Source organism: Delftia acidovorans NBRC 14950 (assembly GCF_001598795.1).
GTDB classification, from domain to species: Bacteria; Pseudomonadota; Gammaproteobacteria; order Burkholderiales; family Burkholderiaceae_C; genus Comamonas; species Comamonas acidovorans.
Window position 1 is genome coordinate 91,717 of record NZ_BCZP01000014.1, and the last position, 14,290, is coordinate 106,006.

The window sequence follows — 14,290 nt, forward strand, 5'->3', positions numbered from 1 at the left end:
TCGATCAGCCCTGCGCCGAAGCCAGCAGCTGCTCCACGGCCAGGGCCACGGACAGCAGTCGCCGGTCCTGCCCGCCGAGGCCGGCCAGGCTCAGGCCCACGGGCGCCTCGCCTGCGCGGTGGCAGGGCAGGGAGATGGCGCAGCCGTCGAGGAAGTTGATCAGCGTGGGGTTGCGCAGGATCAGGCCGTTGGCGCCGAAGTAGGCTTCGTCGCTCTGCGTGAGGTCGGCGATCTTCGGGGCGACCACGGGCACGGTGGGCATGACGATCAGGTCATGGTCGGCCATCTGGGCGCTCACGGCGGCAATCCACTGCCTGCGGCGTGCCAGCAGGTCGATGTAGTCGGCCGCGCTGATGTCCTTGCCGCGCAGGATGCGCGTGCCCACGCGCGGGTCGTACTCGGACAGGCGCGTGGCGATGTGGTGGCGGTGCCAGGCCCAGGCCTCGGCGGCCGTGAAGCCGCCCTTGGAATTGATGTCGGCCAGCTCGCCGAAGGGCGCGACCACGGCATGGGTGATGTGGGCGCCCGCCTGCGACAGCAGGGACAGGGCGCGCTCCCAGGCGGCGGCCACGGTGGCGTCCATGCCGTCCAGCACCACGTTGGTGGGAGCCAGCAGGCGCAGGCCCTGCAGCGGCGCGGCATGCAGCTCGCCCAGCGGCTCGCCGCTGAGGATGGCGTCCAGCGTGGCGCAGCAGCGCACGCTGGGGGCCAGCGGGCCGATGGAGTCCAGGTTGGCCGACAGCGGCAGCACGCCCTCCATGCTCACGCGGCGCGCCGTGGGCTTGAAGCCCGTGAGCCCGCACAGCGCCGAAGGAATGCGCACCGAGCCGCCCGTGTCCGAGCCGATGGCCGCCATGGCCATGCCGTCGGTGACCGATATGGCCGCGCCCGAGGACGAGCCGCCCGGGATGCGGCCGCCGTCCTCGTCACGCTGCCAGGGATTGCGCGGCGTGCCGTAGTGCGGGTTGATGCCCAGGCCCGAGTAGGCGAACTCGGTCATGTTGGTCGTGCCCACGATGACGGCGCCGGCCTGGCGCAGGCGCTGCACCACCTCGGCCGTGCGCTGCGCGGGCGGCGCATCGGCCAGCAGGCGCGAGCCGCCCAGCGTGGGAAAGCCGGCGATGTCGAACAGGTCCTTGACCGAGACCGGCAGGCCCTCGATGGGCGAGCGCGCCAGGCCGGCCGCACGCAGCACGTCGCTGGCACGGGCCTCGGCCAGGGCCGCGCCCTGGAACACGCGCGTGAACACCTTGGGGCCTTCCCCCGACATGGTGCGGGCCAGGGCCTGCTCGGTCAGCTGCACCGAGGTGGTTTCGCCGCCATGCAGGCGCTGTGATGCCAGTTCCAGGCTGGGCAGGGGGAGGGCTTGGGTCATGTGGGAAGTCCTGTGGGTGAAGGCGGGCGTGGGCGGATCGGAGTCGCGGCTCAGGCCACGACGTCCAGCAGTTCGCTGCGGTAGCTGTGGCGGATGGAACGCTGGCTGCGGGGATCGTACAGCTCCATGGAGAACTGCGTCGAGGGGCGGATGCCGCCGATGGCGCCCACCGTGCCGCAGGTCATGCCGCAGCCTGCGGGCAGCAGATCCTTGCCGCCCGTGAAGCCTGCGATCAGGTCCTGGGGCGTGCGCAGGCTGGCCAGCGTGCCTTCCTGATAGAGCACCTCGCGGCCGTCTTCCACGATCCACGAGCGCACGACCAGCTCATCCCAGTGGCCGGCCACGTCGGCAAAGCGCCAGGCCTGGGTGGCCACGGGCTTGACGCAGGCCTGCTTGGAAAAGGCCACGCTGTAGGCCTCGAGCTTGCGGTCCGTGTGGTCGGAGGCCAGGCTCACGAACATCTCGCCTTCGTGCGTGAACACGAAGACCTCCACCTCGCCCGAGGAGTCCGGGCCCAGCACCTGCAGCGCGCTGCGCTGGCTCAGCTGGTTGCTGGAGATGCGGTAGTACAGCGGCACGGCGCTGGGGCGCGGGATGCCGATGGCGGCGAGCTCCTCGATGTGGTGCTCGATGGCCTCGCGGTCGCGGCCGGCCCAGCCGGCGACGATCAGGGTGTCGAATTCAGGGGCGAAGGTCTGGCCCTCGGGGGTGGTGAACTGCAGTTGCATGGCAGGCGATCCAGGGAAAAGGCGGGGCCGCAGGCCCCGGTGGGAAAGAGGAGGGGGCAGTGGCGCGCGCGGTGCGGCGCGCAGGCATCACTGCTTCTTGACGAAGAGCACGACCAGGAAGGCGGCCATGAATTCCAGCGCGGCCACGAAGTACAGGCCTGAGGACAGCGACCCCGTGCTGGTCTTGAGCGCGCCGATCATGTAGGGCGCCACGAAGCCGGCCAGGTTGCCGATGGAGTTGATCAGCGCAATGCCGCCGGCCGCCGCCGTGCCGGCCAGGAAGGCGGCAGGAATCGACCAGAACACGGGAAAGGCCGCGAGGATGCCGATGGAGGCCAGCGTCAGCGCGCACAGGGCGAGCACGGCGTTGTGCAGGAACAGGCCCGTCAGGATCAGGCCCGCCGCCGCGATCAGCGCGGACAGGGCGCAGTGCATGCGGCGCTCGCCGGTCTTGTCCGAATGCATGCCGTTCCAGACCATGGCCAGCGTGCCGGCCAGGAAGGGAATGGCCGAGATCAGGCCGATCTGCAGCGTGTTCTGGATGCCGATCTCCTTGATGATGGACGGCGACCAGAAGGCAATGGTGGCGTTGCCGCTGACGATGCAGAAGTACACGGCAGCGCACAGCCACACGCGGTAGTTGCGGCAGGCGTCCAGGAAGGACACATGCTTGTGGCCGCCCTGGTTCTCTGCCTCCACGGCGGCGGTCACGGCGCGCTGCTCGGACGCGCTCAGCCACTTGGCGTTGGCGGGCTTCTCGGGCAGGTACAGCAGCACGAAGAAGCCGGCGATCACCGAAGGAATGCCTTCCAGGATGAACAGCCACTGCCAGTTGGACAGATGGCCCACGCCCTGCATGCCATTCATGATGGCGCCCGCAATGGGGCCGCCCACGGCGCCCGCAATGGCGAACGAGGTCATGAACAGGCCGTTGACGCGCGCCCGGTGGCGGGCCGGGAACCAGTAGGTCAGGTACAGCACCACGCCGGGGAAGAAGCCGGCCTCCACCACGCCCAAGATGAAGCGCAGCACGTAGAACATGGTGGGCGTGGTCACATAGGCCATGGCCATGGAGGCCGCGCCCCACAGGATGGTGATGCGCGCCAGCGTCTTGCGTGCGCCGATCTTCTCCAGCAGCAGGTTGCTGGGCACTTCGAACAGAAAGTAGCCGATGAAGAAGATGCCGGCACCCAGGCCGTAGATGGCCTCGCTGAACTGCAGGTCGTCCAGCATCTGCAGCTTGGCGAAGCCGACGTTGACGCGGTCTATCCACGCCAGGATGAAGAGCAGCACCAGAAAGGGAATCAGGCGCCAGGCGATCTTGCGGTAGGTGGCGTCCATGTCGGGCGGCGATGCCTGGCCGGCGCCGTGGGCGGGGGAATGTGCGGCGGATGCCGGACTGCTCATGGGGTGTCTCCTGTCTTCGACGGTGCAGCGGGCACACGGACCGGGGCGGGGCCCGTGTGTCTTAGGGGCTTCAGGCGCTGGCGGGTCTGCAGTGAGACCGGCCGGGCGTCTGGAGCTGTTCCTGTGGCGGCAGTATCGAAAGGCGGGACAGGGCTGTCCAACAAGAAATTATGAGCAGGCCTGAATGCAAATTCTTATGGGCAGAGCTGGTGCGGGCGCCGCACCGGCATGCAGCATGCGTGCACCATTTGCGCTCGGGAAAACCCTGATTTTTTCAGGCGGTGGCGGCGGCACGCGGTGCGCGCAAAGGCTGCTTCCACAGCTCGGCCAGCAGCAGGCCGCCAATGGTCAGCACGCCGCCCACGGCGTGGTAGGCCGCCAGGGGCTCACCCAATGCCATGAAGGCGATCACGGCCGTGAAGATGGGTACCAGGTTGAAGAACATGCTGGAGCGGCCCGGGCCGATGCGCGCCACCGACATCATCCACAGCAGCGGCGCGGCGATGGAGGCCATGATGCCCGCAAAGCCCACCAGCGGCAGGTTGGTCGCGTTCAGCCCCGTGCGCGGCGCCATCAGGAACAGCGGCAACTGCGCGATCACGGCCACCAGGATCTGCAGGTACAGCAGTTGCACCGTGGCCAGGCGCGGCATGGGCCAGCGCTTGAGCAGGATGTTGTAGACCGCATAAGCCAGCATGGCCACGAACATCAGCGCATCGCCGCCATTGAGGCCCTGGGTGAGCAAGGTGGCAGGCTGCCCCGAAGACACCACCAGGGCCACGCCCGCAATCGCCAGCACGCAGCCCAGCACGGCGCCCCGGCTCAGCGCCTGGCCCAGCATGGCGGTGGACAGGCCCAGCACCATCATGGGCGTGAGCGAGCCGATCAGGCCCATGTGCGTGGCCGATGTCATATGGGCCGCGTAATAGGCCAGGCTCTGGTAGATCACCATGCCCAGCATCCCCAGCACGATGAGGCGCGGCAGCAGCGGCCGGATGTCGGCGCGCTGGCGCCAGATGGACGGCAAAAGGAAAGGCGTGAACAGCACGGCCGCCACCAGCCAGCGGTAGAAACCGATCTCGGCCGCGCCGATGCTGTCGGCCGCCATCTTGCTGACCACGGTATTGACCGACCAGATGAGCACGGCGATCAAAGGGAAAAGGTAAGACCCCATTGGAAGACTCCTAAGACTGGTCCTATGATCTTTCTGTCCGACTTGGAGTGCATCCCTGGTTTCGGACAATCGATAGCGCAACCCGGACCATCCGCCATGCCCCGTCCCAGCAAGCCCATGCACATCCAGAACGTCGAGGATGTGCCGGGCGAGTACTACTTCCGCTACGACGAATTCGGCGCCGACACCGAGGTGCCGCCGCACAGCCACAGCTGGGGACACCTGAACTACACCCCCCACGGCAGCATGTGCATGGACACGGCAGGCCAGCGCTGGGTCTCGCCGCCGCAGTACGGCGTCTGGGTGCCGCCCGGCGTGGTGCACAGCTGCCACGTGGCGCACGCCGTGGTCTACCGCTCGGTCTACCTGGCGCCTGCGCTGTGCAGGGAGCTGCCGGCGCAGCCGTGCTCCATGCGCATCGGCGCCATCGTCAAGGCCATCCTGGCCGACTTTGCCGTGCGCGACGTGCACATTCCCGCCACGGATGCTGACCTGCGCCTGGCCCGTGTGCTCTACGACCAGTTGCGGGCCGTTCCCGTGGAGCCTGGATATCTGCCGGCCGCCGAACACCCGGCCCTGGTCGAAGTGCTGACCCGCATGCGCGCTGCGCCCGAGGACCACCGCAGCCTGGCCCAATGGGCCGCCAGCGTGCACATGACCGAGCGCACCCTGGCGCGCCACTGCCAGCGCGAGCTGGGCATGGGCCTGGGCGAATGGCGCCAGCGCATGCGCTACCTGCTGGCCATCGATGCGCTGGAGGCCGGCCTGAGCGTGCAGCAGATCGCCTATGACCTGGGCTACAGCACGCCCTCGGCCTTCATCGCCATGTTCCAGCGCGAGGCCGGCACCTCACCCGAACAATTCCGCCGCGAGTTCTGCATGCCGCCGTGAGGCTGTTGCGCCATCTGCCTGCAGCCCGGCCCAAGCCGCGAGATAATGCCGCCCGTGAAGCACGCCAGACCGCCGCTGGTGCAATCGTGGAAACACGGCACTGGAGGAACGTCCGGACTGCACAGGGCAGCGTAGCAGCTAACGGCTGTCCACCGTGAGGTGAGGATCAGAGCAACAGAGACGAGTTTGGACGGAACAATTCCCCCCGGGTGTTCTGTGGGTCGGCGAAAGCCGAACCGGATGGCGCAAGCCATACGGTCCATGCGCAAGCATGGAACCCACAGCCACCTTGGACGGGAACCGTCCAAGGTGAAACGGGCAATCTCTACGCGCAGCAATACCAAGTAGGCACACGTTGACGGGGCCCCCGGAGTGTGCGGGTAGGTAGCACCGAGCCGGGCGGCGACGCCCGGCCCAGATTAATGGCGGTCACATGCGGGCAACCGCGTGCACAGAATCCGGCTTATCGGCGCGCTTCACACTTTCTTTCATGCCCCGCCACTGGCGGGGCATTTTCATGGGCGGTTCAGAACTGGTATTTGGCCGTCAGCAGCAGCCTGCGCGGCACGCCGAAATAGTTGCCGCCGTTGTTCGTGCCCAGGGTCTCGAAGTAGCGGCGGTCGAACAGGTTGCTGATGTTCATCTGCAGGTCCAGCTGCCGGTTCACCCGATAGCCGATGACCAGGTCGGCCACGGCATAGGCGGACTGGCGGATTGCATAGCCTTCGGCGCTGGTCAGCGACTCGGAGGTGGTGCGGCTCTGGTAGCGCAGGCCGCCGCCCACGCGCCATGCGCCCAGCTCGCCGCCCAGGTGGTACATGGCCGACAGCTTGAGCTGGTGGCGCGGCGTGTAGCTGGCATAGGGCGCGCCCTTGGCGCCTTCGGTGCTGTCGCTGGCGATCTTGGCCTGGGTGAAGGTATAGCCAAGGCCGGCGTTCAGGCGCGGCAGGATCTCGCCGCTGATGTCCACGTCCAGCCCCTTGCTCTTGACCTTGCCCACCGAGCGGTAGCAATTGGTCTTCACCGTGCAGGAGTTGATGTCCGCGATGGCCTGGGGCAGGTTGTCCTGCGTGGTGTTGAACACGGCAACGGCCAGGTTCACGCGCTCGTCCAGGTAGCTGCCCTTGAGGCCCAGTTCGAAGTTGCGGCCCTCCACCGGCGCCAGCATGCTGCCCGAGACATCCAGAAAATCCTGCGGCCGGAAGATGCTGGTGTAGCTGGCATAGGCTGAGTAGGTCTTGCTGATGTCATAGGTCAGCGCGGCATAGGGCGTGGCATGGGCTTTCTCGCTGAATTCGCGCTCCCGGCTCCAGCTGCCCTGGCGCTGGACGTTGGTGAAGTCGTACCAGTCCAGGCGCGCGCCGGCGATCAGGTTCAGTGGCTCGGCCAGCAGGAAGCGGCCCGTGGCGTAGGCCGAGGTCAGCGTGGTCTTCTGGCGGCGCGTCCACAGGTCTTCGGCCAGCAGGCCGGAGCGGTCCAGCGAGTCGGGGTTCCAGGTATAGGGATCGACGCCATTGGCGATCAGCCATTCCCCCGTGGGCGACAGGTAGCTGTAGCCCTGGTCGCTCCAGCGGATGGTGCGGCGGCTGACGCCGAAGGCCAGGTCATGCTCGCGGCCGAACAGGCGCACGGGGCCCTGGGCCGAGGCATCGAGGCTGAGCTGGCGCTTGTCGTAGTCGTACAGGCCGCCGGCCACGTCGTAGCGCGTGCGGCCCTGGTCGTCCAGGCCGCCCGAGACCAGGTAGGCGCCGTCCAGCGCGGACTTGGCCTGCAGGGCGCGCGCGGCCAGCCTGGCCTTCCAGCCGTTGTCGAAGCGGTGCTCCAGGTCGGCGAACAGGCTGACCTCCTTCTTGTCCCATTTGCTCCAGGAGGGCGAGAAACGCCTGGATCGCGCAATGTCGAGGAAGGAGCCATCGAAGCCCATGGGCACGCCCATCCATTGCGAGCCGGGGTTGTCTTCGTTCACATAGGAGCCGCCCACGCTCAGCGTGGTGTCGCGCCCCAGGTCGAACTCGGCGGTGCCGTACAGCAGCTGGCGGCGGCTGCTATAGCCATCAATGAAGTGGTCGCGCGACTGGGCCGAGGCCACCATACGCCCGCGCGCCGAGCCGTCCTCGTTGAGGGCGCCGCCCACATCGACCTCGCCCACGGCCTGGTTCCAGCTGCCGCCGCGCAGGGTGACCGAGCGCTGGGTGGTGCGCGGCGCGCGCTTGCGCACGAAGTTGATGGTGCCCGAAGGGTCGCCCACGCCCGTCATCAGCCCCGTGGGGCCGCGCACCACTTCCACGTGGTCGTACATGGCCATGGTGTCGTAGGTGGAGGTGTCGGTTTCATACGAGACGGGCACGCCGTCCTGCAGGAAGGAGCCGATCACGAACCCGCGCGAGAAATAGCGCGCCCGGTCGTCGCTCCAGCGGTTGATGGTGATGCCGGTGGCGCTGTTGGCCACGTCGTCGATGGACAGCATGCCCTGGTCGTCCATCTTCTGGCGCGTGACCACGGTGAGGGACTGGGGCGTCTCGCGGATGGACAGCGGCAGCTTGGTCGAGGTGCTCATCAGCCCCGTGGTGTAGGAGCCCGAGCCCTCGGTGGTCGTGGTCTCGCCCACGGCGGAGACCGTGACTTCGGGCAGGGCCACGGTGCCGGCGGGCTTTTCCACCACCAGCGTGCCCTGGCTCACATGGCCTTCCAGCCCGCTGCCGCGCAGCAGCCGGGCCACGGCGGCGGCGGTGCTCAGGCGCCCTTCCACGGCGGGCGCACGGCGGCCCTGTACCAGTTCAGGCGCGGCCAGCAGCTGCAGGCCAGCCTGGCGGGCCAGTTGGGCCAGCGCCTGGTCCAGCGGCTGGGCGGGAATGTGGAAGTCGGTGCTGGCGGCCGTGGCTGTGGCCGGTGCCGCCTGGGCCAGAGCGGCTGGAGACAGCTGCAGGGCCAGCAGCGCGATGCCCGCGGCAACGGCATGGTGGCGGGCAAGGCGGGAAGGCTTGGAGGGGAATGAAGGCATGGAAGGTCCCGTGGCGGATCTGGGCAATGGCGATTCCCGGGCTGCGAATGCGTCGCGTTCCCGGGTCCTCATGCCTATACGAACGGGCGCAGACATTCCCTCACGCCTGGTGCGCATGCGCCGTGCATTCCGGGGCCATGGGCGCATCAGCGCATCAGCTGCGGCGGCGGATGACCAGGGTGCGCCCGGTTCCCGGGCCCTGTTCCTCTTCCTGCACGCTGACCGGCAGGGTGCGCGGGAGCATGCGCAGCCAGCCCTGGGCCGCCGCAATGCGCACGCGCCCCAGCACGGGCAGGGCGGCGGCGTCGGGCTCCACGCGCAGTGGCTGCAGGCTGTAGCGCTCCAGGCGCCGGGCTACCTCGGCCAGCGGCGTGTTCTGGAAGTCCAGCCAGCCTTCGCGCCAGGCGGCCACAGCCGCAACCGTTTGCACGGCGGCCGTCTGGCCTGGCGCCAGGCGCAGCATCTGGCCTGCACCCAGTTCATGCCGGGCGCCGCTGCCGTCGCGCACCTGCACGCGGCCCGCATCGACGGCGACCAGCACCGCATCGTCCTCCAGCGCCACCTCGAAGCGCGTGCCCAGCACGGTGACCTGTACGTCCGCCGCCTGGACCACGAAGGGCCGTTCCGTGTCGCGCGCCACGGCGAAGAAGGCGCTGCCGGCCAGCAGCCGCACCTGGCGGCGCGTGGCGTAGAAGTCCACCTCGGCACGGCTGGCGGCGTCCAGCGTCAAGCTGCTGCCGTCGGGCAGGGGCTGGTTCAGCAGGCGGCCGGTGGCCGTGGCCAGTCGCACCTGGTACTGCGGCATCCACTGGCGCCAGGCCAGCCACATCGCCGGGCTGCCGACACCCAGGCCCGCCATCCCCAGCAGGGTGGACAGGGCGCGGCGGCGGCCCGTGCGTGGTGCGGGTGCGGCGGTGTCTCCGCGCCAGCGGCGCAGCGAGGCTTCCAAGCTGTCCATGGCGCGCATGACCTCGCGTTCCACGGTTTTGACCGAGACGCCGTGGCGCTTGGCCAGCTCGGCATGCGAGGCGCCCTCGATCCGGTCGGCCAGGAAGATGTCGCGGCAGCGCGCGGGCAACTGCGCCAGGGCGCCTTCGACCCCGGCCAGGGCCTGGCGGTAGGAATGGGTGTCGGCCACATCGGGGCTGAGGGGGGAGGGCGGCTCGCCTTCCCTCGCGCTGGTGTCAAAGCGCTCGGCCGTGCGCTGGCCATGGCGCAGGTGGTCGATGGCGATGTTCTCCATCACCGCGTAGAGATAGGCGCGGCTGGCGCCTGGCGGACTGTCCGGCGCGGCGGGCGCATCGCTTTCGCCGCGCTGGCGTTCGGCCAGGCGTATCCAGGCGTCATGCACCAGGTCACGCGCGGCCTGCGGGCCGGCGCGGCGCGCCACGAAGCGCACCAGCTCGTGGTAGCTGTCCTGGAAGGTGCTCAGCAGGGAAGAAGAGGAAGAGGCGGGCGCAGGCATGCGGGAGGCCCGAAGGCAGCACGGGAATCCCGCATTCTATGAAATGATTCTCATTTGCCGAATGTGCTGCCCGCCGCGCACCGGGCAATGCCGGCCTAGAACCGCTCCCAGGGCATCAGGTAGCGCCACTGGCCTTCGGGCACCTTGGCCAGAGAGAGGCGGCCAATGCGCAGGCGGCGCAGGCTGACCACGCGCAGGCCCACTTCGGTGCACATGGCGTCGATCTCGTCGGGCGCGATGCCCTTGAGCGCAAAGCGCAGGTGGTTCTCGTTCTGCCAGCTCACGCGGCAGGGCGGCAGCTGGCGCTTGCCGATCGGCAGGCCGGCCTTCATCAGCTCCAGGCCGTCCTCGTGGATCTGGCCCTCGACGCCGACGATGCATTCCTGCTCCAGCCACATGCCTTCCTCCCCCAGCTTGCGCGCCACGCGCTTGTCCTGGGTGTAGACGATGAGGCCGCTGGCAGGCAGCGGCAGGGGCAAAAAGGACTCGAGGTTCTTGAAGTGCTGGGCCAGCACCAGCAGCGGCATGGGCGTGTCCACCTTGGCCATGCTGGCTTCGCCCAGCAGGGAGTGCGCGCTGCGCACCCGGCCATAGGGCCGGCCCTGGGTGTAGCCCGCAGGCTTGTTCATCAGCAGGGTGACGGGCGGCACGGCCTCGGGCTGGGCGCCGCTGCGCAGCGTGACCTGCTGCTCGGGGCGCACGCGCGTCTCGGGCAGTTGCACGACCTTGCCGTCCACCTGGACGTTGCCGGCGGTGATATGCAGTTCGGCCTCGCGGCGCGAGCATTGTTCCTGTTCGGCCAGGCGCTTGGCCAGGCGAACGCTTTCAGATTCAGACATGCGCGCAGCTTAACCAGATACCAGGCCCCGCGCGCGTCGTCGGTCATTGCCGGTCATTGCCGCCCGCACAGCGCACGGATGCGCTCCACATGCGCCAGCAGCGAGCGCTCGGCAATCGGCCACAGCTGCGGCGGGGCGTCGTCATAGGCCAGCCGCACCCAGTCCTGCACGCTGCCGTCGGGCTGTTTTTGCATGGCGGCCAGCACCTTGGCCTCGCGCGCCAGCCGGTGGGCCTTGAGCTTGGCGATCGCCTGGCGCGCAAAGCCCAGCACATAGCCATGGGCCGGCAGGATGAAGCGCGCATCGTGCGCGGCGCACAGCGCGTCGAGCCTGTCCAGCGAATCGATGTAGTCGCGCATGTTGCCGTCAGGCGGATCGATGATGGTGGTGCTGCCATTGAGGATGTGGTCGCCGCTGAACAGCAGGGCGTCTTCCTCCAGCACAAAGCACACATGGTTGGCCGCATGGCCGGGCGTGAACACGGCCTGCAGGGTGTGGGTGGTGCCACTTTGCGCATCCTGCAGCACGATGCGCTGGCCGTCGGTCAGTGCGTAGTCGGGCGTGAAGCGGCTGGCCGGCCGGGCCGTGGGCGCCGAGGGCAGGCCGCCAATGGCGGGCCTGGGCCTGCCGGCCTGCACCGCCAGCGCCTGCAGCAGCGCGGCGCCCGGCGAGTGGTCGGCATGGGAATGCGTGCACAGGATGTGGCGTATGTCGCCGCCCGCCGCATCGAACAGGCGCTGCACATGGGCGGCGTCGGCCGGGCCGGGGTCGATGGCGGCGTAGCCCGTGGCGGCATCGCCCACCAGATAGCTGTTGGTGCCGGGGCCGGTCATCACGCCGGGGTTGGGTGCCGTCAGGCGCAGCAGGTTCTTGCGCAGTGGCACGGCGCGCTCGCTCTGCCAGTCCAGCGTGTGCAGGATCTGGCCGTCCGGGCAGACCATTTCCAGCTCGCCGAAGGGGGCCTCGTCCTCCATGTGGCGGGCTTCCTTGCCATTGAGAAAGCCGGTGCGCGGGCAGCACTGCCACAGCGGCTGCTCGCCTTGCAGGGCGGCGAACACGGCTTCGGTGCCCGTGAAGCGGCTGAGCCGGTCCAGCGTGCGGATGGTGGGGAAGATCATGGGAAAGCTGCCCGCGCGGTGGCGCTCCAGCGCTTCCTGTGGGCGCACCCAGATGGGCTCGAACTGTTCCGACCCGTCGGCGTCGGGTTCCTGGTCTTCGGGCATGCGCGCCACGAAGAAGGGCACATCGAAGCGCCGGGGCTGGTCGCGGTCGGCCGTCCAGTGGGCCAGGTACCACAGCGCATCCACGGCCAGGCGCAGGCCGCGTGCCTCGCACTGGGGCACCAGCGGCGCCTTGCGGTCCAGCGTGGCCAGTTCGGCGGCAGATACCGGTCGGCCCTGGGCGTCGTGGGCCAGCAAAATGCCCAGTTCCTCGAAGGTCTCGCGCAGGCCGGCGATGGCCTGGGTGATGCGCAGTCCGTCGCCGGCCTGGGCCGGGCGGGTGCTGGCGCGGGCATGGGCGGCCTCGGCCGCGTCCTGGGCCTCGATGCCGCCGCCCGGGAAGACATAGGCGCTGGGCACGAAGCTGGCCTTGGGCGAGCGCCGAGTCATCAGCACCTCCAGCCCCTGGCCATCGGCGCGGTCGCGCAGCAGCAGGACGGTGGAGGCCTTGAGCGTGTCTACGGGCTGGCGCTGGGGGTGCAGGAGCTGGCTGGGGCGGGTCATGGGGGCATTATGCGGATTGGCCCGCCCGCCGCTGTTGCGCAAGAGACGCAAGTACTGCTGCGGGGCATGGCCCCGGATTGCGCCATGAGGCTGCCGTGCAGGGGATAATCGCCGGATGCAGATCCGCTTTACCAAGATGCAGGGCGCTGGCAACGATTTCGTGGTTCTCGACGAAACCGCCGGCCCGCTGGGCCTGAGCGCAGCCCAGTACCGCTTCCTGGCCCATCGCCAATTCGGCGTGGGCGCCGACCAGATCCTCACGGTGCGGCCCTCGCCCGCCGAAGGCATCGATTTCGAATATGTGATCCACAACGCCGACGGCGGAGAGGTCGAGCAGTGCGGCAACGGCGCGCGCTGCTTTGCGCGCTATGTGCACGACAAGGGCCTGACCGGCAAGTCCGTCATCCGCGTGCAGACGCTGGCCGGCCTCATTGCTCCCGAGCTGCATGCCGATGGCCGCGTCACCGTGGACATGGGCCAGCCCGTGCTGGAGCCCTCCCTGGTGCCCTTCAATAGTGCAGACCTTGTGCCCCGCCCGCTGGGTGCGGCGCAGCAATGGCCCCTGCAGCTAGGCGACGAGGCCACGGTCTGGATCGCCCCCGTTTCCATGGGCAACCCGCATGCGGTGCAACTGGTGGACGATGTGGACCATGCCCCCGTGGCCACCTGGGGCCCGCTGATCGAGCGCCATGCGCGCTTTCCCCAGCGCGTCAATGCGGGATTCATGCAGATCGTCGATCGCGGCCAGATCCGGCTGCGTGTTTACGAGCGCGGTGCCGGCGAGACGCTGGCCTGCGGCACGGGCGCCTGCGCGGCCGTGGTGGCCGGCATTCGCTGGGGGCTGCTCGACGCGCGCGTCGATGTGCACACCCGCGGCGGCCGGCTGACCATCGAGTGGGACGGCGGCGCAGTGCGCATGACCGGCCCCGCAGAGTTTGTTTTTGAAGGACAGATCGAGGTTCCCGACCAGCCATGAACAGCACTACCGATATCGCCGTCACCGAAGAGACGATTGCCGACTACCTGCTGAACCATCCGGAATTCTTCGAGCGCCACGCCGAGATGCTCGCGCGTGTGCAGCTGGTCAGCAGCCACAGCCCGCGTACCGTCAGCCTGCAGGAACGCCAGGCCGAGATGCTGCGCGAGAAGATCAAGGGCCTGGAGCACCGCATCATGGACATGATGCGCCACAGCAGCGAGAACGCCTCCATCGGCGACAAGCTGCATGCCTGGAGCTGCGCCCTGGCCAAGGTCCAGGACCTGCGCGAGCTGCCCCACGCGCTCACGGCCAGCCTGCAGCATGTCTTCGAGGTGCCCCAGGTGGCCCTGCGCCTGTGGAACGTCTCCGGCGCCCAGACCAGCAGCATCTACACCATGGGCGTCAGCGAGGACGCCAAGTCCTTCGCGGCGTCGCTGACCATGCCGTTTTGCGGCCCCAACATGGGCTTCGAGCCCGGCGGCTGGCTGGTCGATCCCGATGCGGCCCAGTCCCTGGCCCTGCTCACGCTGCATGACGGCGACAGCATCAACCCCGCCAATGCCTTCGGCATGCTGGTGCTGGGGTCTCCCGATCCGCTGCGCTTCGAGGCCACCATGGGCACGGAATTCCTCTCGCGCATCTCGGCGCTGGCCAGCGCTGCCCTGTCGCGCATGCGGCCCGTGCCGCTGACCCTGGCGCGCGGCTGA

At 68.8% G+C, this 14,290-nt stretch carries 11 protein-coding genes and 1 other RNA gene; 4 read left to right on the forward strand and 8 right to left on the reverse strand.

Annotated features, from left to right (window positions below; genetic code table 11):
- Positions 1 to 4 precede the first annotated feature (4 nt).
- The 4 genes from DA1_RS18475 to DA1_RS18490 form a co-directional block, all read right to left on the reverse strand.
- Complete coding sequence (locus DA1_RS18475) at positions 5 to 1,375, reverse strand: amidase (RefSeq protein ID WP_034390464.1); 1,371 nt, start codon at positions 1,373 to 1,375, stop codon at positions 5 to 7.
- A gap of 50 nt (positions 1,376 to 1,425) precedes the next feature.
- Positions 1,426 to 2,103, reverse strand: coding sequence for a DUF2848 domain-containing protein (locus DA1_RS18480; RefSeq protein WP_013804123.1), 678 nt, complete (start codon positions 2,101 to 2,103; stop codon positions 1,426 to 1,428).
- Between the two features lie 87 nt (positions 2,104 to 2,190).
- Entirely contained in the window at positions 2,191 to 3,510 is a 1,320-nt protein-coding gene (locus DA1_RS18485) for an MFS transporter (protein WP_034390465.1), read from the reverse strand.
- Between the two features lie 274 nt (positions 3,511 to 3,784).
- Positions 3,785 to 4,684: a DMT family transporter gene (locus tag DA1_RS18490; protein ID WP_012203377.1), complete on the reverse strand. Its 900-nt coding sequence runs from the start codon at positions 4,682 to 4,684 to the stop codon at positions 3,785 to 3,787.
- A 96-nt stretch (positions 4,685 to 4,780) separates the two neighbouring features.
- On the opposite strand from DA1_RS18490, the gene DA1_RS18495 reads away from it, so the two are divergent.
- A complete protein-coding gene (locus tag DA1_RS18495; protein WP_013804121.1) occupies positions 4,781 to 5,575 on the forward strand; it encodes an AraC family transcriptional regulator in 795 nt (264 codons plus the stop codon).
- A 56-nt stretch (positions 5,576 to 5,631) separates the two neighbouring features.
- Positions 5,632 to 6,057, forward strand: an RNA gene (rnpB, locus tag DA1_RS18500) — RNase P RNA component class A.
- A 44-nt stretch (positions 6,058 to 6,101) separates the two neighbouring features.
- Here rnpB and DA1_RS18505 read toward each other — a convergent pair.
- From DA1_RS18505 to DA1_RS18520, 4 genes are all read right to left on the reverse strand, one after another.
- Complete coding sequence (locus DA1_RS18505) at positions 6,102 to 8,576, reverse strand: TonB-dependent siderophore receptor (protein ID WP_034390467.1); 2,475 nt, start codon at positions 8,574 to 8,576, stop codon at positions 6,102 to 6,104.
- A 154-nt stretch (positions 8,577 to 8,730) separates the two neighbouring features.
- A complete protein-coding gene (locus tag DA1_RS18510) occupies positions 8,731 to 10,041 on the reverse strand; it encodes a sigma-70 family RNA polymerase sigma factor (RefSeq protein ID WP_034390469.1) in 1,311 nt (436 codons plus the stop codon).
- Positions 10,042 to 10,136: 95 nt separating this feature from the next.
- Positions 10,137 to 10,880: a pseudouridine synthase gene (locus tag DA1_RS18515; RefSeq protein ID WP_034390472.1), complete on the reverse strand. Its 744-nt coding sequence runs from the start codon at positions 10,878 to 10,880 to the stop codon at positions 10,137 to 10,139.
- Positions 10,881 to 10,933: 53 nt separating this feature from the next.
- Complete coding sequence (locus DA1_RS18520; RefSeq protein WP_034390474.1) at positions 10,934 to 12,604, reverse strand: MBL fold metallo-hydrolase; 1,671 nt, start codon at positions 12,602 to 12,604, stop codon at positions 10,934 to 10,936.
- A gap of 115 nt (positions 12,605 to 12,719) precedes the next feature.
- On the opposite strand from DA1_RS18520, the gene dapF reads away from it, so the two are divergent.
- The gene (gene dapF, locus DA1_RS18525) at positions 12,720 to 13,580 is read left to right on the forward strand and encodes a diaminopimelate epimerase (RefSeq protein ID WP_013804117.1); all 861 of its coding nucleotides are present in this window, start codon (positions 12,720 to 12,722) and stop codon (positions 13,578 to 13,580) included.
- Positions 13,577 to 14,290 (forward strand): DUF484 family protein, encoded by a 714-nt coding sequence (locus DA1_RS18530; protein ID WP_012203384.1) that lies wholly within the window; start codon positions 13,577 to 13,579, stop codon positions 14,288 to 14,290. The genes dapF and DA1_RS18530 overlap by 4 nt, the downstream gene beginning before the upstream one ends.

What these genes read in the sequence shown, in the direction of transcription:
- dapF (WP_013804117.1), top strand. Translation starts at nt 12,720, where the DNA reads ATGCAGATCCGCTTTACCAAGATGCAGGGCGCTGGCAACGATTTCGTG.
- DA1_RS18520 (WP_034390474.1), bottom strand. Translation starts at nt 12,604, where the DNA reads ATGACCCGCCCCAGCCAGCTCCTGCACCCCCAGCGCCAGCCCGTAGAC.
- DA1_RS18495 (WP_013804121.1), top strand. Translation starts at nt 4,781, where the DNA reads ATGCCCCGTCCCAGCAAGCCCATGCACATCCAGAACGTCGAGGATGTG.
- DA1_RS18475 (WP_034390464.1), bottom strand. Translation starts at nt 1,375, where the DNA reads ATGACCCAAGCCCTCCCCCTGCCCAGCCTGGAACTGGCATCACAGCGC.
- DA1_RS18505 (WP_034390467.1), bottom strand. Translation starts at nt 8,576, where the DNA reads ATGCCTTCATTCCCCTCCAAGCCTTCCCGCCTTGCCCGCCACCATGCC.
- DA1_RS18480 (WP_013804123.1), bottom strand. Translation starts at nt 2,103, where the DNA reads ATGCAACTGCAGTTCACCACCCCCGAGGGCCAGACCTTCGCCCCTGAA.
- DA1_RS18490 (WP_012203377.1), bottom strand. Translation starts at nt 4,684, where the DNA reads ATGGGGTCTTACCTTTTCCCTTTGATCGCCGTGCTCATCTGGTCGGTC.
- DA1_RS18510 (WP_034390469.1), bottom strand. Translation starts at nt 10,041, where the DNA reads ATGCCTGCGCCCGCCTCTTCCTCTTCTTCCCTGCTGAGCACCTTCCAG.
- DA1_RS18485 (WP_034390465.1), bottom strand. Translation starts at nt 3,510, where the DNA reads ATGAGCAGTCCGGCATCCGCCGCACATTCCCCCGCCCACGGCGCCGGC.
- DA1_RS18515 (WP_034390472.1), bottom strand. Translation starts at nt 10,880, where the DNA reads ATGTCTGAATCTGAAAGCGTTCGCCTGGCCAAGCGCCTGGCCGAACAG.
- DA1_RS18530 (WP_012203384.1), top strand. Translation starts at nt 13,577, where the DNA reads ATGAACAGCACTACCGATATCGCCGTCACCGAAGAGACGATTGCCGAC.